The sequence below is a fragment of the Methylobacterium durans genome (assembly GCF_003173715.1).
Classification (GTDB): Bacteria; Pseudomonadota; Alphaproteobacteria; order Rhizobiales; family Beijerinckiaceae; genus Methylobacterium; species Methylobacterium durans.
In genome coordinates this window covers 1,657,398-1,683,979 of sequence record NZ_CP029550.1, presented here as the reverse complement: position 1 = coordinate 1,683,979, position 26,582 = coordinate 1,657,398, and the positions used below count along the sequence as shown (strand labels likewise).

General features: G+C 66.2%; 23 protein-coding genes. 12 read left to right on the top strand and 11 right to left on the bottom strand.

Annotated elements, in window-relative coordinates:
* The first annotated feature begins 123 nt into the window (after nt 1-123).
* From DK389_RS07810 to DK389_RS07795, 4 genes are all read left to right on the top strand, one after another.
* Nucleotides 124-396, top strand: coding sequence for an usg protein (locus DK389_RS07810; RefSeq protein WP_109888614.1), 273 nt, complete (start codon nt 124-126; stop codon nt 394-396).
* A 440-nt stretch (nt 397-836) separates the two neighbouring features.
* On the top strand, nt 837-1,256 hold the full coding sequence (locus tag DK389_RS07805) for a CopG family transcriptional regulator (RefSeq protein ID WP_109888613.1): 420 nt from the start codon (nt 837-839) through the stop codon (nt 1,254-1,256).
* Between the two features lie 74 nt (nt 1,257-1,330).
* A complete protein-coding gene (locus DK389_RS07800) occupies nt 1,331-2,590 on the top strand; it encodes an extracellular catalytic domain type 1 short-chain-length polyhydroxyalkanoate depolymerase (RefSeq protein ID WP_109896135.1) in 1,260 nt (419 codons plus the stop codon).
* Between the two features lie 436 nt (nt 2,591-3,026).
* On the top strand, nt 3,027-4,457 hold the full coding sequence (locus DK389_RS07795) for an amidase family protein (protein ID WP_210206738.1): 1,431 nt from the start codon (nt 3,027-3,029) through the stop codon (nt 4,455-4,457).
* A gap of 249 nt (nt 4,458-4,706) precedes the next feature.
* On the opposite strand, the gene DK389_RS32135 is transcribed toward DK389_RS07795, so the two are convergent.
* From DK389_RS32135 to DK389_RS07780, 3 genes are all read right to left on the bottom strand, one after another.
* Complete coding sequence (locus tag DK389_RS32135) at nt 4,707-4,892, bottom strand: phasin family protein (RefSeq protein WP_162560549.1); 186 nt, start codon at nt 4,890-4,892, stop codon at nt 4,707-4,709.
* Between the two features lie 714 nt (nt 4,893-5,606).
* Nucleotides 5,607-5,966: a phasin gene (locus DK389_RS07785; protein WP_109888608.1), complete on the bottom strand. Its 360-nt coding sequence runs from the start codon at nt 5,964-5,966 to the stop codon at nt 5,607-5,609.
* Nucleotides 5,967-6,084: 118 nt separating this feature from the next.
* Nucleotides 6,085-7,161, bottom strand: coding sequence for a DUF2336 domain-containing protein (locus tag DK389_RS07780; protein ID WP_109888606.1), 1,077 nt, complete (start codon nt 7,159-7,161; stop codon nt 6,085-6,087).
* A gap of 165 nt (nt 7,162-7,326) precedes the next feature.
* On the opposite strand from DK389_RS07780, the gene DK389_RS07775 reads away from it, so the two are divergent.
* The 3 genes from DK389_RS07775 (at nt 7,327) to DK389_RS07765 (ending at nt 10,587) form a co-directional block, all read left to right on the top strand.
* Nucleotides 7,327-7,728 (top strand): response regulator, encoded by a 402-nt coding sequence (locus tag DK389_RS07775; RefSeq protein WP_109888604.1) that lies wholly within the window; start codon nt 7,327-7,329, stop codon nt 7,726-7,728.
* A gap of 175 nt (nt 7,729-7,903) precedes the next feature.
* Entirely contained in the window at nt 7,904-9,622 is a 1,719-nt protein-coding gene (locus tag DK389_RS07770; RefSeq protein ID WP_109888602.1) for a putative bifunctional diguanylate cyclase/phosphodiesterase, read from the top strand.
* A gap of 38 nt (nt 9,623-9,660) precedes the next feature.
* A complete protein-coding gene (locus DK389_RS07765) occupies nt 9,661-10,587 on the top strand; it encodes a BLUF domain-containing protein (protein WP_109888600.1) in 927 nt (308 codons plus the stop codon).
* 344 nt (nt 10,588-10,931) lie between these two features.
* On the opposite strand, the gene nagA is transcribed toward DK389_RS07765, so the two are convergent.
* From nagA to DK389_RS07750, 3 genes are all read right to left on the bottom strand, one after another.
* A complete protein-coding gene (nagA, locus tag DK389_RS07760) occupies nt 10,932-12,128 on the bottom strand; it encodes an N-acetylglucosamine-6-phosphate deacetylase (protein ID WP_236960727.1) in 1,197 nt (398 codons plus the stop codon).
* A 47-nt stretch (nt 12,129-12,175) separates the two neighbouring features.
* A complete protein-coding gene (locus tag DK389_RS07755) occupies nt 12,176-13,072 on the bottom strand; it encodes an N-acetylmuramic acid 6-phosphate etherase (protein ID WP_109888598.1) in 897 nt (298 codons plus the stop codon).
* 253 nt (nt 13,073-13,325) lie between these two features.
* Complete coding sequence (locus tag DK389_RS07750; RefSeq protein ID WP_109888597.1) at nt 13,326-14,957, bottom strand: alpha-D-glucose phosphate-specific phosphoglucomutase; 1,632 nt, start codon at nt 14,955-14,957, stop codon at nt 13,326-13,328.
* 1,014 nt (nt 14,958-15,971) lie between these two features.
* On the opposite strand from DK389_RS07750, the gene DK389_RS07740 reads away from it, so the two are divergent.
* The 3 genes from DK389_RS07740 to DK389_RS07730 all read left to right on the top strand — a co-directional run bounded on the left by DK389_RS07740 (nt 15,972) and on the right by DK389_RS07730 (nt 20,021).
* Nucleotides 15,972-16,700, top strand: coding sequence for a NepR family anti-sigma factor (locus tag DK389_RS07740; RefSeq protein WP_109888593.1), 729 nt, complete (start codon nt 15,972-15,974; stop codon nt 16,698-16,700).
* 371 nt (nt 16,701-17,071) lie between these two features.
* Nucleotides 17,072-18,076, top strand: a complete 1,005-nt coding sequence (locus DK389_RS07735; RefSeq protein ID WP_109888591.1) for a patatin-like phospholipase family protein — start codon at nt 17,072-17,074, stop codon at nt 18,074-18,076.
* 508 nt (nt 18,077-18,584) lie between these two features.
* Complete coding sequence (locus tag DK389_RS07730; RefSeq protein WP_109888589.1) at nt 18,585-20,021, top strand: phospholipase D-like domain-containing protein; 1,437 nt, start codon at nt 18,585-18,587, stop codon at nt 20,019-20,021.
* A gap of 18 nt (nt 20,022-20,039) precedes the next feature.
* On the opposite strand, the gene DK389_RS34930 is transcribed toward DK389_RS07730, so the two are convergent.
* From DK389_RS34930 to DK389_RS07710, 5 genes are all read right to left on the bottom strand, one after another.
* Complete coding sequence (locus DK389_RS34930) at nt 20,040-20,168, bottom strand: hypothetical protein (protein WP_257791933.1); 129 nt, start codon at nt 20,166-20,168, stop codon at nt 20,040-20,042.
* Entirely contained in the window at nt 20,165-21,403 is a 1,239-nt protein-coding gene (locus DK389_RS07725; RefSeq protein WP_109888587.1) for an MFS transporter, read from the bottom strand. Before DK389_RS07725 ends, DK389_RS34930 begins: the two co-directional genes overlap by 4 nt.
* A 220-nt stretch (nt 21,404-21,623) precedes the next feature.
* Nucleotides 21,624-22,418, bottom strand: a complete 795-nt coding sequence (locus DK389_RS07720) for a DUF72 domain-containing protein (RefSeq protein WP_109888585.1) — start codon at nt 22,416-22,418, stop codon at nt 21,624-21,626.
* Nucleotides 22,419-22,614: 196 nt separating this feature from the next.
* The gene (locus DK389_RS07715; protein ID WP_236960725.1) at nt 22,615-24,495 is read right to left on the bottom strand and encodes a CHASE2 domain-containing protein; all 1,881 of its coding nucleotides are present in this window, start codon (nt 24,493-24,495) and stop codon (nt 22,615-22,617) included.
* A gap of 7 nt (nt 24,496-24,502) precedes the next feature.
* Nucleotides 24,503-25,030: a FecR domain-containing protein gene (locus DK389_RS07710; protein ID WP_109888583.1), complete on the bottom strand. Its 528-nt coding sequence runs from the start codon at nt 25,028-25,030 to the stop codon at nt 24,503-24,505.
* A 383-nt stretch (nt 25,031-25,413) separates the two neighbouring features.
* On the opposite strand from DK389_RS07710, the gene DK389_RS07705 reads away from it, so the two are divergent.
* A complete protein-coding gene (locus DK389_RS07705; RefSeq protein WP_162560548.1) occupies nt 25,414-25,698 on the top strand; it encodes a hypothetical protein in 285 nt (94 codons plus the stop codon).
* A 140-nt stretch (nt 25,699-25,838) separates the two neighbouring features.
* A complete protein-coding gene (locus DK389_RS07700) occupies nt 25,839-26,465 on the top strand; it encodes a L,D-transpeptidase (RefSeq protein WP_109888579.1) in 627 nt (208 codons plus the stop codon).
* Nucleotides 26,466-26,582: the final 117 nt, after the last annotated feature.

Below are 26,582 nucleotides of genomic sequence, written 5' to 3'. Positions count from 1 at the left end.
CAGGCAGGCATGGCGAGTGCTAAGACGCTGTGAACACAGAGTATTCTGTGGGTCCCCCTTGATCGATAGGAAGGCTTGCGTCAGCCTGCGGTAATCGTTCAGCACGATCGAGCGAGGTTCCGAATGTCCGTGTCGCCAGCCTTCCGCCGCCAGCTGGAAGGCTACAGCCTGACCACCGCCGAGATCCTCTATCACCTGCCCGATCACCCGCATCTGCTGCAGAGCTTCGTCTGGCAGCACCACGACCTATTTCCGGAGTTTCCAGAATTGCGCCGCTTCCTTGCGTTCTGGCAGGAGACACTCGATGGGCCACTTCACTCTGTGAAAGTAGCCCACAGCCGCCTGATCAAGCCCGCCGAGCTGCGAGCCATCGACGGAGAATTCCGGCTTCACTGAGTCGCGCGGCAGCCCGGGCGAGTGGGCCCAGCCAGACCGCTTCGCGGAAGTTCAATGCAGCCGCCCTGGTCCAGGGCGTCGGACCCCGCAAGAAGGGCGGCACGGCACCACCTGCGGCTAAGAGGCGATCCTCCTCCGCGCTGGTCGCCTCGTCCACGGTGCGATCCACGGTTGCGACGCCGCTCATCCGTTGTCTCACCGCCTCAGCGCAGGCGTGCGCCTTCCCAGGCTCGTCGAAGATGAGCACCAGTCGGGCCTCGATCGTCGTGCCGACGCGCTCGAAGGGGAGGACGATGTCGGCTCAGGTCAGCACCGCCTCGCGGTAAGAACTGCGCATCTGAGCAGGCTGGGAAAAGAGATCCCTGTCAGGCACGCTCTTGCGATTCACCATCCCGAACCCATCTTCAGACCATCCAGCGGGATGGCGATAGGGATTTCTGGTGGCAAGCAACATACAGGAGCTGCGGCCGAAGGGTGCCGACAGCGAGAAGATTACGGTCAACCTAGGCTTCGTCGATCTCGGTCGCGTGGACCTGATGGTGCGCGACGGGTTCTATGCCAACCGCGCTGACTTCATCCGCACGGCTGTGCGCAACCAGCTTGAGCGGCAGGACGAGGCCGTCCGCCAATCGGTGGCGCGGCGCCAGCTCAGTCTCGGCCTATCGCACTTCACACAGCGAGATCTGGAGGCGGCGCGGGATGCCGGAGCTCCGCTTCACATCCAGGTTCTCGGTCTCGCGAGCATTGCTGAGGATGTCACCCCGGAGCTCGCCCGGGCTGCCATCGGCTCAGTCGAGGTTCTCGGAGCTTTTCAGGCGAGTCCGGCTGTGAAGGCCGCTCTCGCCGACCGCACAGCCTGAACCTTCGACCTATCCAGCCACTGCAAGACCACGCTCACGCCCAATTCGGCTTGGGCGAACGAGGAATTATGATCATGAACGCGTTCAGCAAGATCGACATGGGTAAGGTGACCCGTCTCACCCGGGCCGGCAAACTCACTGAAGCCATGGCGCTGCTTCAGGGCCGCGCAGTCCCGGACACAGCTCACGGCGGGTCGGACAGCGAGGCGCAAAAGGGCGGTTGGAGAGCCAAGCGCGCAGGGCCGACGATCGACATGGTCGCTCCCTCAGCCCCGGGCGGCGCCTGGACGGCGGCGGGTCACGGGTGGGCGCAGGCCGCCAGGGCGTCAGCGCCTCGCGAGCAGGCCGCGGGTTTTCCCGATCTCGCCGAGACGATGCACGCCTTCCGCGACCGTCTCGCTGAATCGGGCCCGCGGGCTGGTCTCGGCGAAGGCCTCCGGTCCAAGCGGCAGACATCGGTTCCTGTGCCGGATGGTGCGCGCTTCGAGGAGCGGACCTTCTCGAACGATGCGGGAAGCCGCACCTACAAGGTGTTCGTCCCCAGTGGCTACACCGGCCAGGCGCTTCCAGTCGTGGTCATGCTGCACGGCTGCACTCAGGACCCAGACGATTTTGCCGCGGGCACACGGATGAACGAACTGGCCGAGGAGCAGACCTTCCTCGTCGTGTATCCACGCCAGCCCCAAACAGCCAACATGCAGAAGTGCTGGAACTGGTTCAACACGAGTGACCAGCGGCGTGAGGGCGGAGAGCCCTCGCTGATTGCCGGCATTGCGCTTGCCGTTGTTGAGGAGTTCTCAGCCGACCGAGCGCGGGTTTACGTGGCTGGTCTCTCGGCGGGCGGCGCTGCGGCTGCCATCATGGCAGCCACCTATCCGGACCTGTTCGCCGCAGTTGGCATCCACTCCGGGTTGGCCTGCGGTGCAGCCAAGGACATGCCGTCGGCCTTTGCTGCGATGAGCGGAGGCGGTGCCGTTCGGCCGAGAGGGAACGGACCGATCGTGCCGACCATCGTCTTCCACGGTGACAGTGATCGAACGGTCAACCCCATCAACGGCGATCAAGTGATCGCTCAGGCGAGGCCCAGAGCCGCGCTGAATACGAAAGTAACGTCCGGCAAGACGTCTGGTGGGATGGCCTATACACGGACCGTTCAAGCTGATGATAGCGGGTGTGATGTCCTTGAGCAGTGGCTTCTGCATGGCGCGGGACACGCTTGGTCAGGCGGCAGCACGGCCGGCACTTACACGGACCCGCGTGGTCCCGATGCCAGCCGAGAGATGATGCGCTTCTTCCTGGCGCACACGAACACATCGGCTGCGACCCACCATTGAGCCCCAGGTAAATGTCTCAAGCTGAGGCTCGGGCAGGGGACTGCGGCCACTGCCCGAGCTTCGTCCATCGCGGCTTCATGTTCCCGCGGCGCACCGCGATCCCGCGAAGCCAACATGAAAGCTGCGATCCTCAGCCTCCGCACGACAGGCGGCGCTGAGCACAAGCCGAAAGGACGCCCTGAAGTGCGGAACCGGCGGAAATCCGCATTGCAAACTCTGCCCTTGCGGCTCTACGCTTCGAGGCAAGAGCATAATGAATGCGGTTCCGGGGGGCAGGCTGGCCTTGAAGGATCCATCTGTCATGCGAGCTATATTGCGTAGTCGCTTCAGTGTAGCCGTTGGTCTCGCCTTGAGTTTGCATGCTTATCACGCCTCTGCGGAAGGCGATTCGAGACTGAAATTGCAAGAGGCGACTGTCGCAGATGTTCAGTCTGCGATGAAAGACGGCAAGTTGACTGCACGTCAGCTCGTCGATTTCTATCTCGCGAGGATCGACGCCTATGATAAGAAGGGCCCGGCGCTTAACGCGGTCATTCTCGTCAACCCGAAAGCACGCGAGATCGCTGACGACTTGGACGCGAAGTTCAAAGCCTCAGGTCCGGTCGGCCCGCTTCATGGTGTCCCCGTTCTGCTCAAGGATAATACCAACACGGCCGACATGCCGACGACAGGTGGGTCGCTGAGCCTTGAAGGCTACGTGCCGCCCGAGGATGCGACCATCGTCAAGAAGCTGAAGGCGGCAGGCGCGATCATCATCGCCAAGACCAACCTTCATGAGTTCGCCGTCTGGGGTGAGACCATCAGCTCACTCGGCGGACAGACGCGCAATCCCTACGATCTTACCCGGACGCCCGGCGGCTCCAGTGGCGGCACGGGTGCGGGTCTCGCAGCCAACTTCGGCCTGGTCGGCATCGGCACGGACACCATCAATTCGATCCGCTCGCCAGCGTCGGCCAACAGCCTCGTCGGCATCCGGCCAACCGTCGGATTGGTCAGCCGAACCGGCATCATTCCATATTCGTTCGTGCAGGACGCTGCCGGCCCTCTCGCGCGCACCCTGACAGATGCCGTCAAGACGTTGAACGTGTTGGTGGGCTACGACGCTGGCGATCCCGCAACTGCCTGGAACGCCGGTCATGTCGAGAAGGATTACACCACGTTCTTGAAGGCGGACGGGCTGAAAGGTGCCCGCATCGGCATCGTAGAGACGCTGTTCGGTAAAGAGCCTGTGCACCAGGACGTGAACAATGTCACGCGGGAAGCCATTCGCCGCATGGAGGAAGCCGGAGCGACGATGGTGTCCATCCGCGATCCCATGCTCGACACCAACAAACTGGTGACCGGGGTCAGCGTGCATCTCTACGATCTGAAGCCTGACCTGAACAGCTACCTGTCCGACCCGAAGGCGAACGCGCCGGTCAAATCCTTGGAGGAGATCATCGCATCCGGTAAGTTCTCGCCGAATATCGGCGATGAGATCCGAAAGTCCCAAGGGCTCGACCGGGACAGTGCCGAATACAAGGATCGCCTCTTCATACGGGCGAAGCTGCGCGATCGCGTGATGCAGATCATGGCCGAGAATCAGCTCGACGCATTGGTCTACCCCCACCAGCAGCGCCTAGTTGTGCCGATTGGAGCACGCCAAGTGGAGCGCAATGGCATTTTGGGCTCCGCGACGGGTTTCCCGGCGATCACCGTGCCGGGCGGCTTCTCTCCGCCTAGCGAGAGTGCGCCGATTGGCGTTCCGGTTGGAGTCGAGCTTCTGGGCCGACCGTGGGACGAGGCGACACTGATCCGGCTTGCCTACAGCTTCGAGCAGGCCACGAAGTTCCGCCGACCGCCTGAGAGCACCCCTCCTATTCAATAGGTGTATCGTTCTCCTTCTCTAAAGCGCGGGATATCGGTGCCGGAAACCCGCGGCCTTCTGTGGATTGGGTTTCGTTGGCCCAGGCGAGCGGGATCCAAGGATGTGCTTCGGGTTTAGGTAAGCCCAAGGTCCAAGCCCTTCGGCTGCCGCGTGGCTCCCTGGGACTTCGTGCTGCTTCGAGTTGACCGCGGGGCGGAAAACAAAAAGCGCCGCCCGAAGGCGACCCGCGTTGTGAATATTGGGGCGGCTCTATTGCTTCTTCTTCGCCCCAGTCGTGAGGCCAGCCAAATCCTGCCCGAGGCTCAGCGCAGCATTGAGTGTGCGGCTCATCTCCTGCGCCTGGAGTGCCAGCGCATCAGTCGGGGACTTCGCACTGCTCAGAGCGCGGAAGTGGGCGACAGCAGCCTCGCTCTCTTTGCGCAGATAGGACCACACGGTCACGTTCGCCTGGACGGCTGCGCGGGTAACATTGAGCGGGCCAGCAAACGCCTCAGCCTGAGCTGGGGCGCGGCCTCTCCAGCCGCTTGCAGGTTGAGCTCCTTTTCCTTGGGCAGCTGCTTCCGAAGAGGCTGAAGTCGGAGGCTGGTTGCTCCTCGTGGGCGGAGCGGCGCCCGCGCCGGTCTGCGTGCGCCCGAGAGCCGCTTCAGACTGTTCCGGTCGCGTGCTCGCGGCGCGCCGCGGTTCGGCGTGTGCTGGCTCCAAGTCACTTGGTTCCGTGCTCTTGCTAGGCGCGGGTTCCCGAGCACTCTCATCTCGCGCTGGGCGTTGCGCCGCTTGGTCTACCGCTTTGCTTGACACCGATGCTGCAGATGTCGCTGGCTGGGCTTGGATTGCGCTCGGTGAGACTCCTGCCACGAGCTTATTCGGAGCAGGTGCAGAAGCCTCAGTGGGCGAGTGCAGGGCAGCCTTAATCGTCTCGGCCACGCTGGCCGGTGCCGAAGGCCCATCCTTGTTCAAGGCGTGATCCGTAGCCGCTGACGTAGGACCTGCTGGGAGCTTGCCCCTGTGCCCGGCCCCAGCAGTGCGGCCTGTCTGCTTCATGTCCAACAAGGACGGCCGTCCGCGTCGCGCCATTGCTCGCTATCTCCGAGTAGCAGTGCCTCCCCCGCACCCTACGATCAGCGCGGGGGAGGGGGTGATCAGCTGCGATCAGGCCTTGGCAGGTTGGATCGTGCCGACGAGGTCCTTGGCCTGGTTCTGCATGGCAGCAAACTGCGTGCGGACATACTCCGCCTGGAGCTGCAGGGCCTCCTGCGCATCACGCGCACGCACCAGCTTCTGCGCCAGGTCGAAGGCAGCCGCGACGTTCTGCTCAGTGAAGTCGAGGCCACGCGAGAAGGCAGCGCTGGCGGGCAGCTCAGTCGTCTTTGTGGACGCCTGGAAGCTCTCGGCTGCCTTGCGGGTGTTCTGCAGGATGGTGGCGACGGCGTTGCGGGCCTGCTCGACGCTCTTCTCGGCGAAGTCGCGCATCTCGGCCGGAACCTCGAAGCTCGGCTGGGTGGTCGTCATGATGTCCCCTCAAACTCAACACGGGCGCCAAATCATTCTGAGCGCCGCGGCGTCTCCATGTTGCAATGCACAATCTCCGTCAAGGCGGGCAGCACGCTAAAGTCGTGCGCATTGGCGCTCAGGCGGCGCTCGGCTGCTCCAGCTTGTCGCGGGCCGCGGTGAAGCGGATCACGCGCTGCGCCGTCGCGACGGAGAGGTCCTGGAAGGCCTGGAAGGCGCTCTGCAGCGCCTCCGTGTTCGGCGTGCCCTCCGGGCGGCTCGCGAGGAGGAGCTTCAGCGTCTTCCAGCCGAAGCGGACCGAGCGCACCAGGAACAGGAGCGGGTCGGTGGTCGGCGCAGCGTGCGCGTTGAGGGCGATCGCCGAGGGAACGCCCGCGAGCCGGGCCAGCGCCACCAGCGCGTAGGTGGTCTCGCCGGAGGTCAGCCAAGTCTGCACGGTTGCTTCATCGAGGCCAGCCTTCGCCTGCCTGGCGACGGCCACTTCGGCCGGAGTGAAGTCTGCAGGAACCGCTGTCAGAGCCGTTGCAACGGCGAGGGTCGCCTGCGCGGCGGCATTCTCGCCGAATTCCGCCGCCAGGGCTTGGCGGGCGCGCTCGCGGGCGATGGCGACGAGTTGCGCGCGCTGCGCCTCCGGCACGTCGGAGCGCTTCGTCAGCACGCGGCCCAGCTCCGAATCCTGCTGGGCCCGCGTCGTCAGGATCTGGAAGCCGCCGGCCGAGAACCGGGCGCCCTGGTTGCCCGCGACGCTGCGCACCACCTGCTCGTTGCCCCGCGAGACGATGACGTCGGTGACGCGCTCGGCCAGCGTGCTGCGGCGAGAGAGGGCCATCAGGTGCTGCTGCCCGGCACCGCTCGCGATCTGGACGAGGTCGCTCTCGTCGAGGCGGTTCGAGCGTTCGAGCACGGGCCCGGCCACCTCCGCGGAGGGATCGTAGGCGAGGTTGCGCACCACCCGGCGCGGGGCATTGGCCACGTCCGCGAGGTGCGCCGACAATTCGGCTCGGGCGCGGGTCTCGATGTCGCGCGAGAGGCGCAGGATCACCTCGTCGAAGGCGCCGATCTGATCCTCGCTGAGCCGCGGCGCCTGCGCCGTGAACAGGCCCGTCATCTGGCGCAGCATGCTGACGCGCTTGGCCGGGTCGCCACTCGCAATGGCGCCCTCGACATCAGAAACGACAGAATGCAGCGCGAGCACCAGAGCCTCCCGTTCGAAGGCATCTGACCTAATGCGCCAGCCTTTCCACACCGTGAAGGCGGTTTCCCCTGAGCTGCCGAAGCCAAGGCGACATGCCCTGTTGAGGGCATCTTAACTCTTCGTGGGGAGTGTGCCTGCATCCCGCAGTGCTGCCGCCGAGCGCGTATGAACGCCTTTAATGATCTTCGGGCGCTTGTTGTTGATGATCAAAGCATGATGGCCGAGTTGCTCAAGAGCATCCTGGGCAAGCTGGGCTTTGTCGACGTCGCCGTCGCGGAGAGCGGAGCGGAGGCGTTGGAGCGGCTGCGCTCGGAGCGGTTCCATCTTGTTTTGGCTGATCTCAAGATGGAGCCGATGAGCGGGCTGCGGCTTGTTCAATTCATACGAGCGGATGCCGCGCTCAAGGACACCTGTGTGTTGATGGCAACTGCCAGTCGCGACATCGCCAGTGCGGCAAGCGCGAAGCACGTCGGCGTCGATGATTATCTGCTCAAGCCCTTCACGCCCGCAACGCTTCGCGCACGTTTGGAGAAGTTGATGCCTCTGCTCCGCCGGGCAGACGGCTAGTAGACTGGATGCCGACTTGCTGCTCTGAGTTGGCCCGTGCTTGAAGCTGTCGTTAACCCTACGGCGGCCTGCTTCTCATATCTTACACAGAAACTTAGGAAAGGCATGATGTCGTAGAGCTCCGGATTGGTGCCGCCGAGGCCGCACATTGTGCGCATCACTGAGCTAGTTACACATGCTGGCAGATCTGCCCATTCGTCGTTCAACAACACAGACAAATTCTGCTCATTTGGCGGTGCAGGCAGGAACATCATCGGGAAGGCTTGTTCATTGCCTCAACAGCATCCAGCTCGCGGCGATATTTTTCGACTCGGGTGGTCGCGTCAGCCTTTGCACTGAGTCCGCCCAGCGTTTGCTGGCAAACTTGGGCATTGCACGGTCGGCTGCTGCATCCGTTCTGCAGTTACTGCTCGCCCTAAGAAGGGCGACCGCTCCATCTCGCCGTGAACTCTTCCAGCAGTTGCGCCGCGCAGTGGATGAGCAGGCGCATGCCGCATTCGAGATAACATTTCAGAATCAGATGGTTCGAGCCGAGCTTCATCCTGTCGAAGGAGAGGGATGGGCACTCACCGGCGAAGACGTAAGTGCGCGCAGGGCCGCCGAGGCGAGCGCCGCAGATATGGCGCGCCTCGATCCGTTGACCGGACTGCCAAATAGGTTGCTGCTTCGTGAGCGTCTGGATCAGGCGCTTGCTCGCTTGCGGCGCGGTGAGGAGGCCTGCGCTCTGCTGCTGGTCGATCTCGACCGCTTCAAGCCGGTCAACGACACGCTCGGTCACCCGGTCGGCGACGCCCTCCTCGTGAAGGTGGCCGAGCGCCTGCGCTCGACAGTGCGGCCGACCGACACTGTCGCTCGCATAGGTGGCGACGAGTTCGTCGTCCTTCAGACCGCAATTAGGGAGCCGGCGGACACACAGGCACTCGCACGCCGCCTCGTCGACCTGATCGGCCGGACTTACATGGTCGACGGCCACCTCCTGACCATCGGCGCCAGCGTCGGCGTGGCTTTCGCGCCCGCCGACGGGCAGGACGCCGACCGACTCCTGAAGAACGCGGACCTCGCGCTCTACCGGGCCAAGCTCGACGGGCGCGGCACATTCCGCTTCTTCGAGCCCGAGATGGACGCGCGCATGCAAGCGCGCCGCCAGCTCGAACTCGACATGCGGCAGGCGCTCGCCCGCCGCGAGTTCCAGCTCCACTACCAGCCGCAGCTCAACCTGAAGACGAACCAGCTCACAGGCTGCGAGGCGCTGATCCGCTGGCGCCATCCCGAGCGCGGGATGGTATCACCGCTCGACTTCATCCCGCTCGCGGAGGAGATCGGGCTGATCGTGCCGATCGGCGAGTGGGTGATGCGCCAGGCCTGCCGTGACGCGGTGAGTTGGCCGGCGCCGCTCTCGGTGGCCGTCAATGTCTCGCCGGCGCAGTTCAAAAGCGACCGGCTCGTGGAGATGATTGTGTCGGCGCTGGCAACGTCCGGCCTGCCAGCCGCGCGCCTCGAGGTCGAGATCACCGAGGGCGTGCTGCTGCAGGAGAGCGAGAAGACCCTGCAGACGCTGCACCGCCTGCGCGACCTCGGCGTGCGGGTCTCAATGGACGATTTCGGCACCGGCTACTCGTCCTTGAGCTATCTTCGCTCGTTCCCCTTCGACAAGATCAAGATCGACCGCTCCTTCGTGAAGGATTTGGCGGTGAAGCCAGACGGGAATGCAATCATCCGTGCGATCGCTGGGCTGGGTCAGAGTCTTGGCATGACCACGATTGCAGAGGGTGTGGAGACTCCGGAGCAGATGGAGCGCATCCGCGAAGAAGGCTGCACGGATGTGCAGGGCTATCTAGTTAGTCGACCGGTGCCGGCCGATGAGATCGTGCGGCTGATCGGCAGCTGCCAGTAGAACTTATCATCCACTCAAGAATGTCGGGGCATTCCGCTATGGGCGACCTATACCGCCTCGTTTATGCCAGCAAGAACTTGCTGCAAGGATTGGAGGTCGAGGCTGCAGCGGCTATCACGCAGATCCTTGAGTCATCCCAGCGCAACAATGCGGCGGTTGATGTCACGGGCGCACTGATGTTCAACGGTGGCGCCTTTGCGCAGGTTCTCGAGGGGCCGCGCCGGGGGGTCGAGGACACGTTCGAGCGGATTCAGCGTGATCTGCGCCATGGCGATGTGACGGTGCTGCAATGCGGCCCAGTCGAGAGCCGCGGCTTCGCGAACTGGTCCATGGCCTTTGTCGGCCAGTCTGCACGGGGACAAGCGCAATTTAGCAAGCTGGCTGCCGAGAGCGGTTTTGATCTGTCGCGGCTAGACGGCGATGCGGTCTTCTCCATGCTGCACAGCCTCGTTTTGGACGAAGAGGGAGTGGTCACCTCAAGCCCTTCCCTTCCGTCAGACGCGGTGGACGCACCTCGAAGCTCAGTCGCCGTCGACATCGATCAGGTGCGGGCAGAACTCGAGGAGCTCCGCCCCAATCGTGCTTTGCTCGAGAAGCTTCCGGCGATTGCGATCCGAAAGGATATCCCGCTCGTGGCTTCAAAATCAGTTGCAACGGGAGTGAGAGGCACGAAGCGTGCACCGCGAGGTTCATCCGAGGTCGCCCTCGCCGTGCTCAAAGCGGCTTTGGCGAGCGAGCGACAGTGCACGACCGAACTGCGCAACGAAATTGACGAGCTGCGTGTGGCTTTGGCTGCAAGCCATGACTGCCTTGATGGCATTCGGGAGGAGCGTGGCCTCTGGGTGAAGCGCGCAAGGCTCCTTGCAGCCGCTCTATGTCAGGAGGCGGAGCAGGTCGTCGTCGCAACGTGCAACACGGATCAGGCTCCGCCGACAGCTGCGGACAACGCGCGTTCTGCCGCATAACTCGCGGTCTGACGGCAGTGAGATTAGAGCAGGCCAGTGCATGTCGAGCCTGACGTTTCGGCGAAACCGCCGAAGCTCCACATGCTCGGCGGTCCATTGCTGTCACTTTTAGCTCAGCTTGTGGGGGCGGGGACGTTAGCCAGAATCTGATCGGCCTGTGCGATGAGGTGGCCCTGGTTGATGCCTTGGATCGTCGCTCGCGTTACCCCGCTCGTGCCATGCGGCTGATCGGTAACGTGCCAGTCCACGTAACATCTTAAGCAAAAACTCTTGGTATCTCTTTAGTCTAACTGCCAAGCTTCGCTCTGCTGAACCGTCCACTCTGCCGCTGCCGCCAGTGAGTTTTACGGGTGTGGACTCCAGCCGGAGGAGACCCAATCTCCGCGAATGCACGTGCCGAGGACATTCAGCTCGCTGTCGAGAGCAACGAGATCCGCGGCATGAGCGGGCACCGCTCTGCCGATTTGCGCGTCGAGTTGAAGAAAGCATGCGGGTGTCAGCGACCCCATCGTCAGCGCCTCTGCCAGCGACGCGCCGCCGTGTGTCGTCATGTGCCGAACAGCCTTGGCCATCGTCAGTGCTGATCCGGCGAGTGTTCCGTTCGCGCTGGCGAGGCGGTCACCCTCTCGATAGATCGTTTGGCCGAACAGAGTGAAGGTTGGGCATGCGTCCCGTTCACCCACGGGCGGCATGGCATCTGTCACGAGCAGCAGACGCGCTGTTCCCATCATACGTCGCGCCACCTTGAGCGACGCGTCTCCGACATGGTGACCATCTGCAATGATGCCAGCGAAGGCACGGTCGTCGGTGAACGCCACACCGACGGCGCCAGACGCTCGAGGGCCGAGCTGCGACATCGCGTTGAAGAGGTGCGTGAAGCCGGTGAGACCTTCCTCGAGTGCTTCTCGGATGGCGGATCCATCATCTGCTGTGTGCCCTGCGCTCACGCGTGCACCCCGGGCGACGAGTGCTGCCACCGTGCCGGGCGGCACGACCTCTGGCGCGAGCGTGACAAGCGTGATGCCGCGATCGCCAAGGCTGGTGAGCAGCTCTATGTCCCCTGGCATAAGCTGCGTGAGGCGTTCAGGATCATGGATGCCTGGCCTCTGAGGGCTGAGAAGCGGGCCCTCCAGGTGAATGCCCAAGATGCCAGGCACACCCGCTGCGATGGCGGCAGAGACTGCATCGATCGCGGCCTGGATCGCCGGGCGCGTGTCGCTGATCAAAGTTGGCAGAAGCGCAGTCGTTCCGCCGACATCACGATGGGCTGCGGCGATGCGCGCTATGGCAGCTGCACTGGGATCATCATTCAGAAGAATCCCCCCGCCGCCGTTGACCTGCACGTCAACGAAGCCCGGGGCCAGGATCGCACCTGCTGGCAGTCGGATCTGGCGAACGGCGGGCGAGGTGACCGATGTCACGTCTGAAATTCGACCGCTGCGCACGACCACGCTGCAGTTGCGGTGGAACTCCTCGCCGTCGAAGACACGCTCTGCGGCGATTACTAGATCGGGCAGCACCGAGGCCTCAGCGTCCTTCACTGCATCACCATCACCTTGATCAAACTGTCAGAGCTTCAGGATTCAACTCACGGTCGCGCCCCTAGATCGGCAGCTGCGATGGCGGCTCGCAGGTTTCCTTCGTGCCGATCCAACAATTCTTCTGCCCCCGAACGACCAGCACCCATGGCGATCAATATCGCGAGCTTGATGTCGCCGCCAGCTTCCGCACTTGCCCGAGCCGCAGCACCCTCATCGCAACCTGCAATCTGAGCCACCATAGCGACCCCCCGGCTGCGCAGCTTCTTGTTCGTCGGACGCATTGAGATCATTCGGCCCCGGTAAACTCGGCCGAGGCGGATCATGACCAATGTTGAGAGCAGGTTGAGAACAACCTTCTGGGCCGTGCCTGCCTTCATTCGGGTAGAGCCGGCGACCACCTCCTCACCTGTCGCTACCAGGATTGGGTAGCTGCAATGCTGCAGGATAGGCGTATTAGGATTGTTCGCTACGCCTACGGTGACTGCTCCGCGTGCGCGGGCGCTCTCGAGCGCGGCGAGCGTGAAAGGTGTTGCCCCGCTGGCAGAAAGGCCAATGACGACATCGTCTGGGCGGATCTTCGCTCGCTCGATCCACGCACTTGCTTCCGCGGCCGAGTCCTCCGCGCCTTCGACAGCCTGAAGAATGGCGCCATCTCCGCCTGCTATAGCGAAGCCGATCCGCTCCTCTGGCCAGTCAAAGGTGGGGGGTAGCTCCACCCCATCCTGCACGCCAATCCGAGCCGAGGTGCCCGCGCCGACATAAAGGAGACGTCCATTTTGGCGAAGACCAGCCTCCGCAGCTTCAGCGGCAGCTGCGATTGCATGAAGCGCTGGGCCTATTGCAGCGACAGCCGCAAGCTGGCTCTCCCAAAGCGCGTGAAGAACGTCGCTGCTTCCCCACGCATCGAGATCTGCATAGCGGGGGCTGGCGCTCTCAGTGTTCATCCGTTCACGTCCTCCTTCCGAGCCTGCTTTCACGCACCTCGCGGCTGCCGGCACAGCCTGCTGAAGGGCCCGGGTTTGGTGAACGAGGATGCGGTCGGAAGGCTCCTCAAGGCGGGGCACAACGTTCGCCCGCCTGATCCCGGCCGGGCGCCTGAGGTGAAATAGGCCCAAGGGACCGCCTCCCCCGAACTGCCGAGCTAGGTTGCTGCGCCTTTGCAAAGAGGCGGCCAAGCTCCGGCGGAAACGGGAAACATCACGTAATCACACTCGGTTCGTTCCGGTCGGTGAAAGCCTCAATCTGGGCGATTTCCCGAGCTGCATCTACAACCGGCGCGAGCACATCTGCCGGAGGCAGCTCGAGGCGTTCACGATCGTTTTCATAGCGCTCGATGTAAACGCGCAAGGTTGCGCCCGAGGTGCCAGTGCCAGACAGCCGAAATACAACACGTGCACCCTCCTGAAAGGTGATTCGCACGCCTTGATGCTCAGTCATTGAAGCATCAACGGGATCGACGTAGCGGAAATCATCGGCCGCGGCGACAGAAAGCTCGCCGACACGCTGCCCCGGAAGGCAGACGAGCTTGTCCCGCAAGTGGCTCATCAGCCGTTCAGCAGCAACAGAATCAACCTCCTCGTAATCGTGGCGCGTGTAGTAATCTCGGCCGAACTTGGCCCAATGCTCTCGGACAATGTCTTGTGCGCGCTTGCCCGTCGCGGCTAGGATGTTCAGCCAGAGCAATACCGCCCAAAGTCCATCCTTCTCTCGAACGTGATTTGAGCTTGTCCCTGCGCTCTCCTCACCGCACAAGGTGATGAGTCCAGCATCCAGAAGGTTGCCGAAGAACTTCCATCCAGTCGGTGTCTCATAGGCGTGGATGCCGAGTGTAGCGGCAACTCGATCGACCGCGCGGCTCGTTGGCATGGAGCGCGCGACACCAACAACGCCTGCCGCGTATCCCGGCGCGCGATGCGCATGTGCGGCAAGGATCGCGAGACTATCGCTTGGAGTGACGAACAGATGTGGTGCGACGATCATGTTGCGGTCGCCGTCCCCATCCGATGCGGCGCCAAAATCTGGCGCATTGGCGGAGTGCATCAGGTCGAATAGCGCGCGAGCATGAACAGGGTTCGGGTCAGGGTGATGACCACCAAAATCTGCCTTCGGGACACCGTTGATAACTGTGCCTACAGGGGCGCCTAACTCACCTTCAAGTATCGCCCTAGCGTAGGGGCCCGTAACAGCGTGCATCGCGTCGAATTGCAGCCGGAACCCTCCGGCAAACATGCGCGCAATCGCGCTGAAATCGATGAGTTCACGCATCAGGGATACGTAATCAGCTGTCGGATCAACAACTTCGACAAGCATGTCGCCGATGCGCTGAATGCCGGTCTGATGCAGTTCTAGGTCGGCCGTGTCGATCAAGCGGTATTCGGTTATATTTCGAGTTTCCTCAAAGATCGCGCTCGTGATGCTCTCAGGGGCTGGCCCACCGTTCGCCGTGTTTAATTTGATCCCGAAATCACCCTCTGGTCCACCGGGATTGTGGCTAGCAGAGAGCACGATCCCGCCAATTGCGCCATGTTTGCGGATGATGCACGACGCGGCTGGTGTCGAGAGCAGTCCCCATTGTCCGACTAGAGCACGGGCAAATCCATTCGCAGCAGCCATCTTAAGCGTGGTTTGCACCACCTGTTGATTAAGGAAGCGGCCGTCACCTCCCACAACAAGCGTGCTTCCATCGCGATTCGGAACAGAGTTGAATATCGACTGGATGAAATTTTCAACATAGTGCTGCTGCTGAAAGACGGCAACTTTCTTGCGAAGCCCAGATGTGCCAGGTCTCTGGTCAGAAAACGGAGTCGTTGGCACCTTCTTCAGCCGCATGGTTATTTTCTCCGTTATCGAGCACCTCAGCCGAGGAGGCATGTGCAATTAGCCGCGATGTAAGCTCAAACTTTACTATTAGCCCTGCGCTAAATCTGATCCGTCTCCCCTCGTTCTGATTTTTGCATGGCTTCTAGCGTTTCGGAAGAGGGGCTCAGCTTCTGCGGAAATGGTAGAACTGGTTAGGATCCCAGGATGTGTTCCGGATGCAGGTGAGCCCAGGATCTATGGCCTTTGGCTCCTGCGTGGTTCTCTGGGACTTCGTGCCGCAAAAGGGCGGTAGGAGGAAAGCGAAGCTGAGTTCTTCAGAGGCCGCGCTGCGCCCGACACATGCGGTAGCCACGCTCTCGACCCGCGAACGCGGCATCTTCATCGTCTGGAACAACAGCCCGGGCTTGAGGCGCCCACTTTGCTGAGGTCTTGCAGCACGCAAGCGCCGACTTGGACAGCTTCGACACCATGCTGACCTCAATGACGAGGCCAGGGAAGCGCCTACTCAGGTGACCCAGCCCAAGGTGGCGGCCTAGGCTTATGTGTCACCCTCAATTCTGCACCGGACAGTTCACCCTCACAGCGCAAGAGCGTTGCTCCGCAGGCTGCCATCAGCGCTCGCAGCTCCTCAACACTTGCCTCTGCTTCCGCGAGGGTCTGAAATCCGCCGCGACGATACACGGAGCTGGGGCCCAGAACGGCCACGATTTCGAACAGTCCTCGCGGGCAATCGAGAATGCTGTAGGTCACTGGGCGGGCCATCGCCCTGTCTCCGCTCACCGCTAGGCGAAGGCCGGAACGCAGATGGTAAGCTTAAGGATCCCGCTTTCATTTGCCGCGATTTATTCATCCGCCAGTCAGCGGTTCTGGCATACCTTCGGCCACGGCGTTGGGCGCGAACTTTACTACGTAGTTCGCGCAGTGGGTGCTGCTGCGCCGCAAGCTGACGTGTCAGGCCACGAGCCATATTCATCAGCACAGCTGGATTGCTCGAGCGGCGCGGAGAGAAGTGAGCCAAAGACCATGCTGTTAGCTGGTGGCCGCCATCCAGGTGATCTGGACCGTGCTGGCGGACTCGAACCACCCACAGCAGCTAGCGCCGAGCGCGTCAGCCTCCCCGCAGCCGTGCGGGATCACCTTGGCAGTCGGCTGCAGGCAGTCTACCGAACGCTGGCAACTGGCCAGCTGCCGCAGCGCTTGTTGGACCTGCTGCAGCAGCTCGACAGCGTGCTTGCGGGCCAAGAGACAGCAGGCGCGGCGGCCTTCCGCCAAGGTCTGACCGCCGCGCTCCCGGGCTTGCGCGCGTTCGCTCTGTCGCTCGTCGGGGACATCACGCGCGCGGATGATCTCGTGCAGGAGACGCTGCTGAAGGCCTGGGCAGCTCAAGACCGCTTCGTGCCGGGCACGAACTTGATGGCTTGGCTGTGCACCATTCTGCGCAACCAGTTCTACACGGAGTGCCGCAAGCGCAAGCGGGAGGTGGAGGATGCAGACGGAGCCATGGCAGCTCGGCTGATCACACCAGCTGCCCAGGAGCACGGCTCGGATCTGCAGGTGGTCTGGGCGCACATGGCCAAGTTGCCGCCGCTCCAGCGGGAGGCGCTGCTGCTCGTTGGTGCGAAGGGCCTGACCTACGAGGCGGCCGCCGAAGTAATGGACTGTCAGGTGGGCACCGTTAAAAGCCGTGTCAGCCGCGCCCGCACGCTCCTAGCGAGCAGCCTCAGATCAGCGACACGTCAGCCGGCACGCTGACCTCGGCTCGTCATTAGCGGCACCCAAGGATGTGATCCTGATCCAGGTGAGCGCAGGGTCCATGCCCTTCACCCACTGTGCGGTTCTCTGGGACTTCGTTGAGCGAGCCGAACTGTGCATCTGGCACGACTGCGGGCTGGTAACGCGTCGAACGGTAGGGCATCACGCCCGAGCCCCTTCGTTGAGCGGACGCCAAGTGGGGGCAGTATTTTGCGACGCCTACTGCTCCCAACACCGAGTCTCGTTGCGCTAACCTGTCTTTGGCGCATTCTTGCGCCTGCTCTTTAAGGCTACCAACAAATATCCAGAGCGTGTTGGTGTGGAATTAGGCAAGTCTGTGCCATGATCTTCCTGAGCAAGGTGAGGACGGTATGGGCGTCGACTGGTTCGGACGAGACATTGCCCAGCCGGTGCTGGAACCGCCAGATGAGCTTCTCGTCCAGTCGAGCGCGAGACCTCTCCGGCTCGGCCTTGCCCTCGGTTCGGGCGCGGCACGGGGTTGGGCGCATATCGGCGTTCTGCAGGCGCTGCTCGATGCCGGGATCGCGCCCGACATCATCGCCGGGTGCTCCGTCGGTGCCGTCGTTGGGGGCTGCCACGCAGCGGGCAAACTCGACGCGGTCGAGGGCTTCGCCCGCTCTCTGACGAAGCGGCGCATCCTCGGTTTGCTCGATGTTCAACTTGCCGGCGCGGGTCTCATTGGCGGCGAGCGACTGCGTCTCCTTCTGGAGCGCGATCTCGGGCCCCTCACAATTGACGATCTGAAGCTGCGCTTCGCCGCTGTTTCAACGGAGATCGCGACGGGCCACGAAGTCTGGCTGACGCAAGGCTCACTCGTCGATGCGATCCGGGCGTCCTACGCGCTTCCGGGCATCTTCGAGCCCGTTGAATCGGGTGGGCGCGTGCTGATGGACGGCGCGCTCGTGAACCCGATTCCGGTGACGCTTGCGCGGGCGCTGGGGGCCGACGTCGTAATCTGCGTGAACCTCAACGGTGATCCACGATCGCGCGGAACGGTCATTCCGACCCACGGTAGCGACCGCGATCCGCAGCCGCCAGCCCCGATGGCGACGGGCTGGTGGTCCAGGCTTCAAGCGCGGCGCCGGATGTCAGAGGCGCTTCACGCGCGGCCGGCGATCCGGGTCAGGCGTCCTGCCTCGATCCTGACCGACGCCTTCAACATCGCCCAGGATCGCATCGCGCGGTCCCGGCTGGCGGGTGATCCGCCAGACCTGATGATCTCGCCTCGGCTGGCCGAGATTGGCCTGTTCGAGTTCCACCGAGCCGCGGAGACGATCAGCCTGGGACGCGCCGCGACGAACAAGCTTCTCCCCGAGATCCAGGAGGTCTTAGCCGTTCACGCGGCGAATCATTGAGGCCTCGTGCCCGCGGTCCGTTGCGGCCCTTGTGCGCCGGCAAAACGCAATTTAGCGCCCTCAAGCGATCAAGCTTTGGCTAACCTATTGCAGTAATTGGAGGCACTTAGCGTGTCGGAGAGCTGGGTCCTCCGCCTTCGGAGGGCAACGCTCTATCCAGCTGAGCTACGGGTGCTGACCGTGGCGGATTCACTAGCCGATGCGGGGCGGGGGCGCAACGGGGCGCGGCAGGGTTTGCGCCTGCGGGGCGCTCCGCAGCGCCACGCGAGGCGCACGCCGTGCGACCGGTCGCGTCGGCCGGCCGGGTCGGCCTCGGTGCGGCGGACCATTCGCGGCCCGCGATCGAGACCGCTGCGCGGCCGGATCAGGCGGGCGGTGTTCGGCGCAGCCGGGGCGCGATCGTTCCCCGATCTCGCCAACCTCGGATCTCGCAGACCTCTAGGCAAGCCTGACGGCTTCCTCTCAAGTGTCGGTTGCCCGGGCCCGGGTGTCGAGATCAGGAACGGCCGTGGAAGACGCTCTTCGCTCCTGGCTGGTGTCGTCGGCCGCCATCCGATCGGACATCCTCGCCCTGCTCGGCTTCGGCCTGGCCGTCGCGGCCATGATCCACGCCCTGCTGCACAAGCGGGAGGTCGGGGCGGCCATCAGCTGGATCGGCCTCGTCTGGCTCTCGCCGATCCTGGGCACCGTCCTGTACGTCCTCCTCGGCGTCAACCGGGTCTCGCGCCGGGCGCGCCAGCTCAGCGCGAGCCCCTCCCGTCAGGCGGACGAGGCGCCGAGCCACGCTTCCCCGGTGCGGCCGCCCTTCGCGTCCCTCGATCATGCCGTCCGGCAGATCACCCGTCTGCCGATCCGCGCGGGCAACGCCGTGCAGGTGCTGCGCAACGGCGACGAGGCCTACCCGGCGATGCTGGCGGCGATCGGCGCCGCGGAGCGCTCCGTGGCGCTCTCGAGCTACATCTTCCGCGACGATGGGATCGGCGGCGCATTCCTCGATGCCCTCGTGGCGGCCCGGTCGCGGGGGGCCGAGGTTCGGGTGATCATCGACGGCATCGGCAGCGGCTACTTCTCGCATCGGATCTACCGACGGGCGCGCCGGGCCGGCGTGCCGGTCGGCCTGTTCATGCACTCGGCCCTGCCGTGGCGCATGCCGTTCCTGAACCTGCGCACCCACAAGAAGCTTCTGATCGTCGACGGGGCGACGGCCTTCACGGGCGGGATCAACATCGCCGACGAGAACCGCGTGGCCCTGCAGCCGCCCGATCCCGTCCGCGACACGCATTTCCGGATCGCCGGACCCGTGGTCGAGCAGCTCACGATGGCCTTCGCGAGCGACTGGGCCTTCGTCAGGGGCGAGGAGCTTGAGGGCGAGTGGTGGTTTCCCGCGATCGCGCCGGCGGGCTGGAGCCTGGCGCGCGTCGTCACGTCGGGGCCCGACGCCGACATCGAGAAGATCGAGCTCGTGATGCTGCAGGCAATGATCTGCGCCCGGCGCAGTATCCGCCTCGCGACACCCTATTTCCTGCCGAACGAGGTGCTGGCCAGCGTCCTCTCGCTCGCGGCCGTGCGGGGCCTGTCGGTCGACGTCATCATTCCGCGGGTGAGCAATCATCGCCTCGTCGACTGGGCGACGCGCGCGCATGTCGATCCGTTGCTGGCGAGCGGCGTGCGGATCTGGCTGAACGAGCCCCCCTTCGATCATTCCAAGATGCTGGTCGTCGACGAGGAATGGAGCTTCGTCGGCAGCGCGAACTGGGACATGCGCAGCTTCCGCCTCAACTTCGAGCTGAATGTCGAGATCTACGATGCCGGCTTGGCGGACGCGCTCGGCCGATCCATGGAGCGCACGATGACGGCGCGCCTGACGCAGGCGGATCTCGCGCGGCGCTCGATCCCCGCCAAGCTGCGCGACGCCGGCGCCCGGCTGTTCCTGCCCTACCTCTGAGGAGCGACCCGAAGGGGATCACGGGCCTTCATCGGCCGTGCGCGGCAGGCTGCGGGCCAGGGCGGCGCCCGCGAGCGCCGCGGCCGCCACGAGGCCCAGCACGCCCGCGAGACCCGCCAGCGGGTAGAGGATCGCGCCCCCGGTCACCCGAAGCTGCCGCCGAGGAAGGTGCAGGCGTTGATCAGGCCCGAGCTCTGTCCCGCGGCCTCGGGCGGCAGCGCCGCGAGGGCGAGGTGCGGGGCGGTGGCGTAGGGCACGGCGAGGCCGGCACCGAACAGGAACAGGCCGACGGCCAGGATCGCCTCCGAGCGGAGATGCGCCGCCGCTACGATCGCCCCGCAGGCGAGGGCGACCACGACGAGGGCACCCGAGAGCGCGCCGGCCGAACCGAGCCGGCGCACCGCGCGCGGCGCGAGCCGGGACAGGGCGAACAGGCCGACGCTCAGCGGCAGCAGCATCAGCCCGGCGCCGACCGGCGTCAGCCCGAGCCCCGCTTCGCCCTGGGCATCGATGTTGAAGTAGAGCAGCGTCGACAGGATGCAGAACATGGCGACCGCCCCGATCGCGGCCGCCCGCAGGAAGAGCGGGGATCGCCGGATCCCGGCGAGGTCCACGAACGGATCGGCGGCGCGCCGCTCCACGCGCACGAACAGGGCGGAGGCCGCGGCCGCCGCGGCGAGCGGGACGGCGACGTGAAGCGGCGCCTGCCCCGCACGCGGCAGGCCGTTCAGGGCAAGGACGGCCGAGACCATCAGGGTCGCGAGCAGGGCGAAGCCGGCCGCATCGAGGTGGGACGGGCGCTGGGCTGCCGGCGGTGCCTCCGCTCGGGCGGTCGAGAGCGCGATCGCGGCGGCGGCGAGGGCGAGCGCGGTGCAGACGAACACGCTGCGCCAGCCGAGGAGGTGGGTGGCCGCGCCGCCGACGAGGGGCCCGAGACTGAATCCCAGCATCAGCGCGCCCGCCCAGGCACTCAGGGCGGCGCTCCGCCGGGAGGGATCGGCCGCCTGCCCGATGCACGCGAGCGTCGCGGGCACGGCGAACGCCGCGCCGAGCCCCTGCGCGGCGCGGCCCGCCAGGAGCGTTGCGGGCCCCGTCGCCAGGGCGATCACCGCCGAGGCGGCGCCGAAGAGGATGAGGCCCGCCAGGGCGACGCGCCGGGCACCGACCCAGTCCGAAGCCCGGCCGCCCAGGATGATGCAGGCGGCGGAGGCGAGGAGGTAGCTGTTCACCGCCCAGGTCACCGCCTCGGAATCGAGGGCGAGATCCGCGCGCATGGTCGGCAGCGCGGCCATGATCGCCGTGCCGTTGACGCCGACGGCGAGCATGCCGAGGCAGCAGGCCAGGGGAATGCGGGCGTCCAGGGCAGCTTCGGCCGCGCTCATACGGACGCTCCGGGGCTCGGTCCGCTGAGGAGCGGCGACACATCAGGCCCGGCGTGGTTCACGTCCGGATGGTTCCTCAGCCCTGCGACCGGGGTGCGAGCCGGCATGGCCCGCGCCTCTGGATGGCTAGGAATGCCGAGGCCGGCCACGACCGTCGAGCCGAAAACGCGCCGAGACCAGGTCGGTCCCCTACCCGACACTCCCAGGGGTCGGGTCGGCATCACCGGGGCAGAGGCTCGTCAGCGGCGCGATCCTCGACCCCTGCGCGCGGTCCGGCATCCCGCATCATGCGTTCCAGCGTCATGAACGCGTCACCCGTGGCCGCAAAATCCGCCGTGTTGTCGAAGATGCACCAGCTCGGCACGCCGTCCCTCGCCTCGGCCCTGAGACGCTCCGCCAGCGCGTCGAGCGCACCCGGCGCGTAGGCCGAGTGGTAGATCCGCGGTGACCCGTGCAGGCGACGATAGGCCAATCCGCGCCAGCCGCCAGGCTCGCTGGCTTGCGGCACCGGTGCCGGATCGGCAGCGACCCGGGCGATGCGCAGATCCGCCAGGAGCGCGTCGACGTCGGGCGCAAACCAGCTCACATGCCGCGGCTCGCAGACGATGCTTCCCGGAACGGCATGCCTGAGGCGCTGCAGGAACCCGCCGCCTGTCCCGGCCTGAAAGGGAAGGCTCGGCGGCAGTTGCAGCAGGAGCGGGCCCAGCTTCGGTCCGAGCCCGGCGACCTCGCCGAGGAATCGCGCGAGCGGCGCGTCGGCGTTCTCGAGGCGTCGCTCGTGCGTGATCGCGCGCGGGACCTTCACCGCGAAGCGGAACGGCTCGGGCACGGCCGCGGCCCAGCGCTCGTAGGTCGCGACACGATGCGGCCGGTAGAACGACGTGTTGATCTCGACCGCATCGAAGCGCTGTGCATAGCGTTCGAGATGGCTCCCGCCCGTCGGAAACCGGCTGGCATAGGCCTTCGGCACGTTCCAGCCGGCGGTTCCAACGGCAGCGACGCTCGGCAATCCCATTCCTCGCTGGTCAGAGGCGATGTTCCGGCGGGACCGCACCGGATGCCGGACGGGGAATGGCCGCGCCGGCACCCGGTTCCGCGCTGCGCAACATGCCCGGTCCATCGAGACAGGCCGCCGGTGACCGGCCGGTGCCGGACGGCAGGACCTGCGGCCGCGTCGACGCTGTAGCGGTCCTGCTTCTCGGCGCTGCCGCTCAAGGATTGGCGGCGGTCGTCGCCGCGTCGCGATTGCACCAGCGGAAGGCGACCGTCAGCTTCTGCTCGCGGCCGCGGATCGAGACGGTGCGGCGGCCCTCGAAACCGGCGGCCGCGACGCTCTCGGGCCCCGCCGCGGCGAGGAGGTCGTCGCTCACCACCAAGGCGGCCCCGAGGCCCTTGCCGACCTCCATCAGGCGGCTCGCGAGGTTGACGCTGTCCCCCGTCGCGGTGATCTGCTGATGGTCGCTGGCTCCGAGGCGCGACACCACCACCGTGCCGTCGTGAACCCCGACCCGCAGGTCGCCCCGGCCGCCGAAGGCGGGCTCGCCGGCGAGCCAGGCGCGGATCGCGGGGACCAGGTCGAGGGCGGCGGCGAGAGCCCGCCGGGCATCGTCGGGGCTCGGGTCCGCAAGGCCGAACACGCACATCGCGCCGTCCCCCATGAAGGTGACGACGAGACCGCCGTGGCGGCTGATCCGCGCCTCGACCAGGGCGTGGAAGCCCTTCAGGAGGCTCTGCGTCCGCAAGGGGCCGAGGCGCTCGCTGACTCCGGTGAAGCCGGCGAGGTCGAGGAACAGGATCGCCGCCCTCTGCACGAGCGGCTCGGCGAGGAAGCCCGGATCGGCGGCGAGCCGCGCGGCGAGTCGGGGCGGGTGGAAGGCGCGCAGCGCCCGCTCGGCCCGCGCATGGGCGTCGGCGTCGCGGCGATCGAGGACGAGGCGCCCGCCGAGCCCGAAGCCGATCACCGGCACCATCGCCGCCAGGGGCAGCGCGGTGGCGAGCCAGAATCCCTGCGAGAAGGCCGCCACCGTGGCGGCCACCCACGCGAGCGCCAGCAACCCGATGAGCCCCACCGCGACGGCCGGCGGGGCGAGGACGAGAAGGAGCGCGCTGCCGAGGGCGAGGACGAGCGCGGCCGCCGCGTCGATCCGGCGCTGGGCCTCCCCGCGCACGAGCCCGTCCCCGGACAGGAGATGCGCGAGGCCGGTGGCGAGCACCTCGACGCCGGGCAGGACCGGATCGTAGGGCGTCGCGTAGGTGTCGCCGGTCCCGAACGCCGTGGTGCCGACGAGGACGACGCGCCCCCCGACGAGGTCGGCCGTCCGCTCGCCGCGCAGCAGGGCGGCGGCGCTGATCGTGCGGAGGGTGCCGCGCGGCCCGTAGAACCGGAACGGGATGCTCAGCCCGAGATCGAGCCGCGAGACGGCCGGGCCGATCGTGATCCGGTCTGGCCTGAGGATCGGCTCCGCACCCGATGCCTGCGCGGCCAGCCGGAGCGGCAGCGAGGGCAGGAGGTTCCCGTTGTCCGCGACGAGGAGCGGCAGGTGGCGCGGCGTCCCGTTGTGGTCCGCGGCGATGTTGGTCAGGCCGAAGCCCGTTCCGGTGCCGAAGCGATCGTGCGGCCGCAGCACCCGCTCGGCGGCGGGCAGGCGCGCGCCCTCCGACCGCGCCACCCCCTCCGGCCCCTGCGGGAACACGGCCGCGCCGGCCAGCACCGCGCGCGCCTCGGCCAGAGCGGCGCCCAGCGCGGCATCGTCCTCCGGCTGGCGCGGGTCGAGGAGCAGGAGGTCGATGCCGAGGGCGCGCGGGTTGCGGTCGTGGATGGCGCGCACCAGCCGCGCCAGCGCCGCGCGCGGCACGGGAAAGCCGCCGGCTTCCGCGATTGCCGCGTCGTCGATCCCGACGATGACGACCGGATCGGGGGCGGCCTGCGGCCCGGCGAGGTGGAAGCGCAGGTCGAGGAGCGCGTTCTCGACCCGGTCGAGCGGCGTCGCGCGTCCGTCGCGGTGCCAGGCGGCGAGCTGCAGGGCCGTGCCCAGGGCGATGGCGACGAGCAGGGCGGCGTGGACGAGCCGGACGGCAGGGAGCCGGCGCACGGGCCGGTCAGGGCCGGAAGCGCGCGAGGAGCGCGGCGGCCCGTGCCGCGGACCAGCGCTTCACGACGAGCGGATTCTGGCCCGGCTTCACGTCGACGCCGTCGCCGGCCCCGAGCTCGACCGGGCGGCCTCCGGGCCGGCGAACCGCGACGCGGCCCGTCTCGACGAAGACCGAGGTCTGCTCCTCGGTCACGTCGACCGCCCAGACGGTGCCGCGCACCACCGCGACCGCGTGGGGCGTCCGGATCTGGAACCCGCCGCGGCCCGGCGGCGCCTGGATCAGCGTGCCCTTCGCGTCGAGGCGCGCCGCCTCCGGGATGCCGTCGCGGTTGCGATCGGACAGGGAGAGGGCGGAGCCCGGCTCGGTTCTGATGACGAGCCCGTCGCGGCAGGTCAGCACCTGCCCCGGCGGGTCGGATCTCTGCGCCAGGATGCAACCCTGGGTCTGCGCTGACACCGGCCCGCCGATCAGCGCGACGGCGAAGGCTGCGACGCGGGTGAACGAACCCGCGATGCGCGGTGTGCACGTTGCCATTCCCGTTCTCCGTCGAGACCTACGGCGGCGTGAAGCGCCTGCCGGTCGTCGGCACGTTCGATCGGCCGGAGATCCGCCCGCGGGAAGGGTGAGCAATCCGAAGGGATTCTGCAAATGTCGGCGGCGCGCTCGCGACGCTCGTCGCGGTGCCGACGCGCAGGGACGCTCGCACGACCGTCACGGGGTCGGCGCGGCACGGCAGACGCGTCCCCGCCTTCATCCCTCCCGTGGCGGCACAGGTCCGACCGGAGCGTCCGATTGCTGCTCCCCTGCGCGGCAGGATCAGCGGGAGGGCCGCGCTTGCTTGCGGCATCGACGGAACCGAGCCGGCCGCCCAGGCATCTCCGTCCTCTGAGGACGCGAGCTTCCGGTGACGGATGATGATGGGATGGCAACCGATCGAGACGGCCCCGACGGAGGAGGGCTGCAGGGTTCTTCTCTTCGACGGGCGGGACCAGTTCGTCGGGATCCTCACGCGATACAGCCACAAGGGACAGTGGCGCCTCTGGACGGGCGACAAGCCGGTACCCTGGGACGGCGCGCCCCCGACGCATTGGTTGCCCCTGGGCCCGCGGCCTGCGCAGGCGGAGCGCGCGGAGGCGAGCCCCGAGCCCGGTGCGGCGGCCGCGGAACCGTCCCCGGGCGAGGAATGCGCGGGCGGGCGATGAGGTCGCCCGGAGACGCCTCGCGCCGACGGTGCCGCACCATTCCCGAGGTTGACCACAGCCGTTTGCAGCACAGGTGGAACTTCGGATGATGCACGGCGTAGCTTCCCTGAAGCGTCGCCGTTATCCGTCGTGAGTGCGAAATGCGTATCCGAATCCTGGGTGCGGTCTCCGGCCTTCTCATGCTGGCCGCAACATCGGTTCCAGCGACGGCGGACGTTCGCATCACCATCGATAAGCTGTCTCAGAGAATGTCCGTCTCGGTCGACGGACAGCCGCTCTACTATTGGCGCGTCTCGACGGGCCTTCCGGGGCACGCCACGCCGGGTGGTTCCTTCCGGGTGCTGCGGACCGAGCGCGTCTACTTCTCGCGCAAGTACGACAACGCGCCGATGCCCAACGCCATCTTCTTCACGGCGGTCGGTCACGCGATTCACGGAACCAACCATGTCCGTCGGCTCGGCCGCGCCGCGTCGCACGGTTGCGTCCGCCTGGCACCGGGGAATGCCGCCACCCTGTTCGCTCTCGTCAGGGCCGAAGGGATCGGCAACACGCGCATCACGATCGGTGGCGGCGAGCCCCTGGTCGCGGGCACTCGGAATCGCGGCTTCCAGGCCGCCAGGGTCCGCCGCCCCTACGAGCCGGGCTACGCGATCCCGGCACGGCTCCAGCCTCGACCCTTCGGATACGAGGAGGACGACGGGGCGTATCGCTCCGATCCCTCGCCGTACGGCTACGGCCCGGGCCTTCCCCTCGACGATCTCGAGTAGGGCCGCGTAGGCCGCAGGCCGGCGCAGGCACCGCCTGCCATCGGCCCGGCCGCCGCGTCGCACCTTCGCAGGGTCGCGTCCTCGCGCAAGCCCTCGCCGCGCGCGAGACCGGGCCGG

What these genes read in the sequence shown, in the direction of transcription:
- DK389_RS07810 (WP_109888614.1), top strand. Translation starts at nt 124, where the DNA reads ATGTCCGTGTCGCCAGCCTTCCGCCGCCAGCTGGAAGGCTACAGCCTG.
- DK389_RS07800 (WP_109896135.1), top strand. Translation starts at nt 1,331, where the DNA reads ATGAACGCGTTCAGCAAGATCGACATGGGTAAGGTGACCCGTCTCACC.
- DK389_RS07795 (WP_210206738.1), top strand. Translation starts at nt 3,027, where the DNA reads ATGAAAGACGGCAAGTTGACTGCACGTCAGCTCGTCGATTTCTATCTC.
- DK389_RS07785 (WP_109888608.1), bottom strand. Translation starts at nt 5,966, where the DNA reads ATGACGACCACCCAGCCGAGCTTCGAGGTTCCGGCCGAGATGCGCGAC.
- DK389_RS07775 (WP_109888604.1), top strand. Translation starts at nt 7,327, where the DNA reads ATGAACGCCTTTAATGATCTTCGGGCGCTTGTTGTTGATGATCAAAGC.
- DK389_RS07770 (WP_109888602.1), top strand. Translation starts at nt 7,904, where the DNA reads ATGCTGGCAGATCTGCCCATTCGTCGTTCAACAACACAGACAAATTCT.
- DK389_RS07765 (WP_109888600.1), top strand. Translation starts at nt 9,661, where the DNA reads ATGGGCGACCTATACCGCCTCGTTTATGCCAGCAAGAACTTGCTGCAA.
- DK389_RS07755 (WP_109888598.1), bottom strand. Translation starts at nt 13,072, where the DNA reads ATGAACACTGAGAGCGCCAGCCCCCGCTATGCAGATCTCGATGCGTGG.
- DK389_RS07750 (WP_109888597.1), bottom strand. Translation starts at nt 14,957, where the DNA reads ATGCGGCTGAAGAAGGTGCCAACGACTCCGTTTTCTGACCAGAGACCT.
- DK389_RS07740 (WP_109888593.1), top strand. Translation starts at nt 15,972, where the DNA reads ATGCTGTTAGCTGGTGGCCGCCATCCAGGTGATCTGGACCGTGCTGGC.
- DK389_RS07735 (WP_109888591.1), top strand. Translation starts at nt 17,072, where the DNA reads ATGGGCGTCGACTGGTTCGGACGAGACATTGCCCAGCCGGTGCTGGAA.
- DK389_RS07725 (WP_109888587.1), bottom strand. Translation starts at nt 21,403, where the DNA reads ATGAGCGCGGCCGAAGCTGCCCTGGACGCCCGCATTCCCCTGGCCTGC.
- DK389_RS07720 (WP_109888585.1), bottom strand. Translation starts at nt 22,418, where the DNA reads ATGGGATTGCCGAGCGTCGCTGCCGTTGGAACCGCCGGCTGGAACGTG.
- DK389_RS07710 (WP_109888583.1), bottom strand. Translation starts at nt 25,030, where the DNA reads ATGGCAACGTGCACACCGCGCATCGCGGGTTCGTTCACCCGCGTCGCA.
- DK389_RS07705 (WP_162560548.1), top strand. Translation starts at nt 25,414, where the DNA reads ATGGGATGGCAACCGATCGAGACGGCCCCGACGGAGGAGGGCTGCAGG.
- DK389_RS07700 (WP_109888579.1), top strand. Translation starts at nt 25,839, where the DNA reads ATGCGTATCCGAATCCTGGGTGCGGTCTCCGGCCTTCTCATGCTGGCC.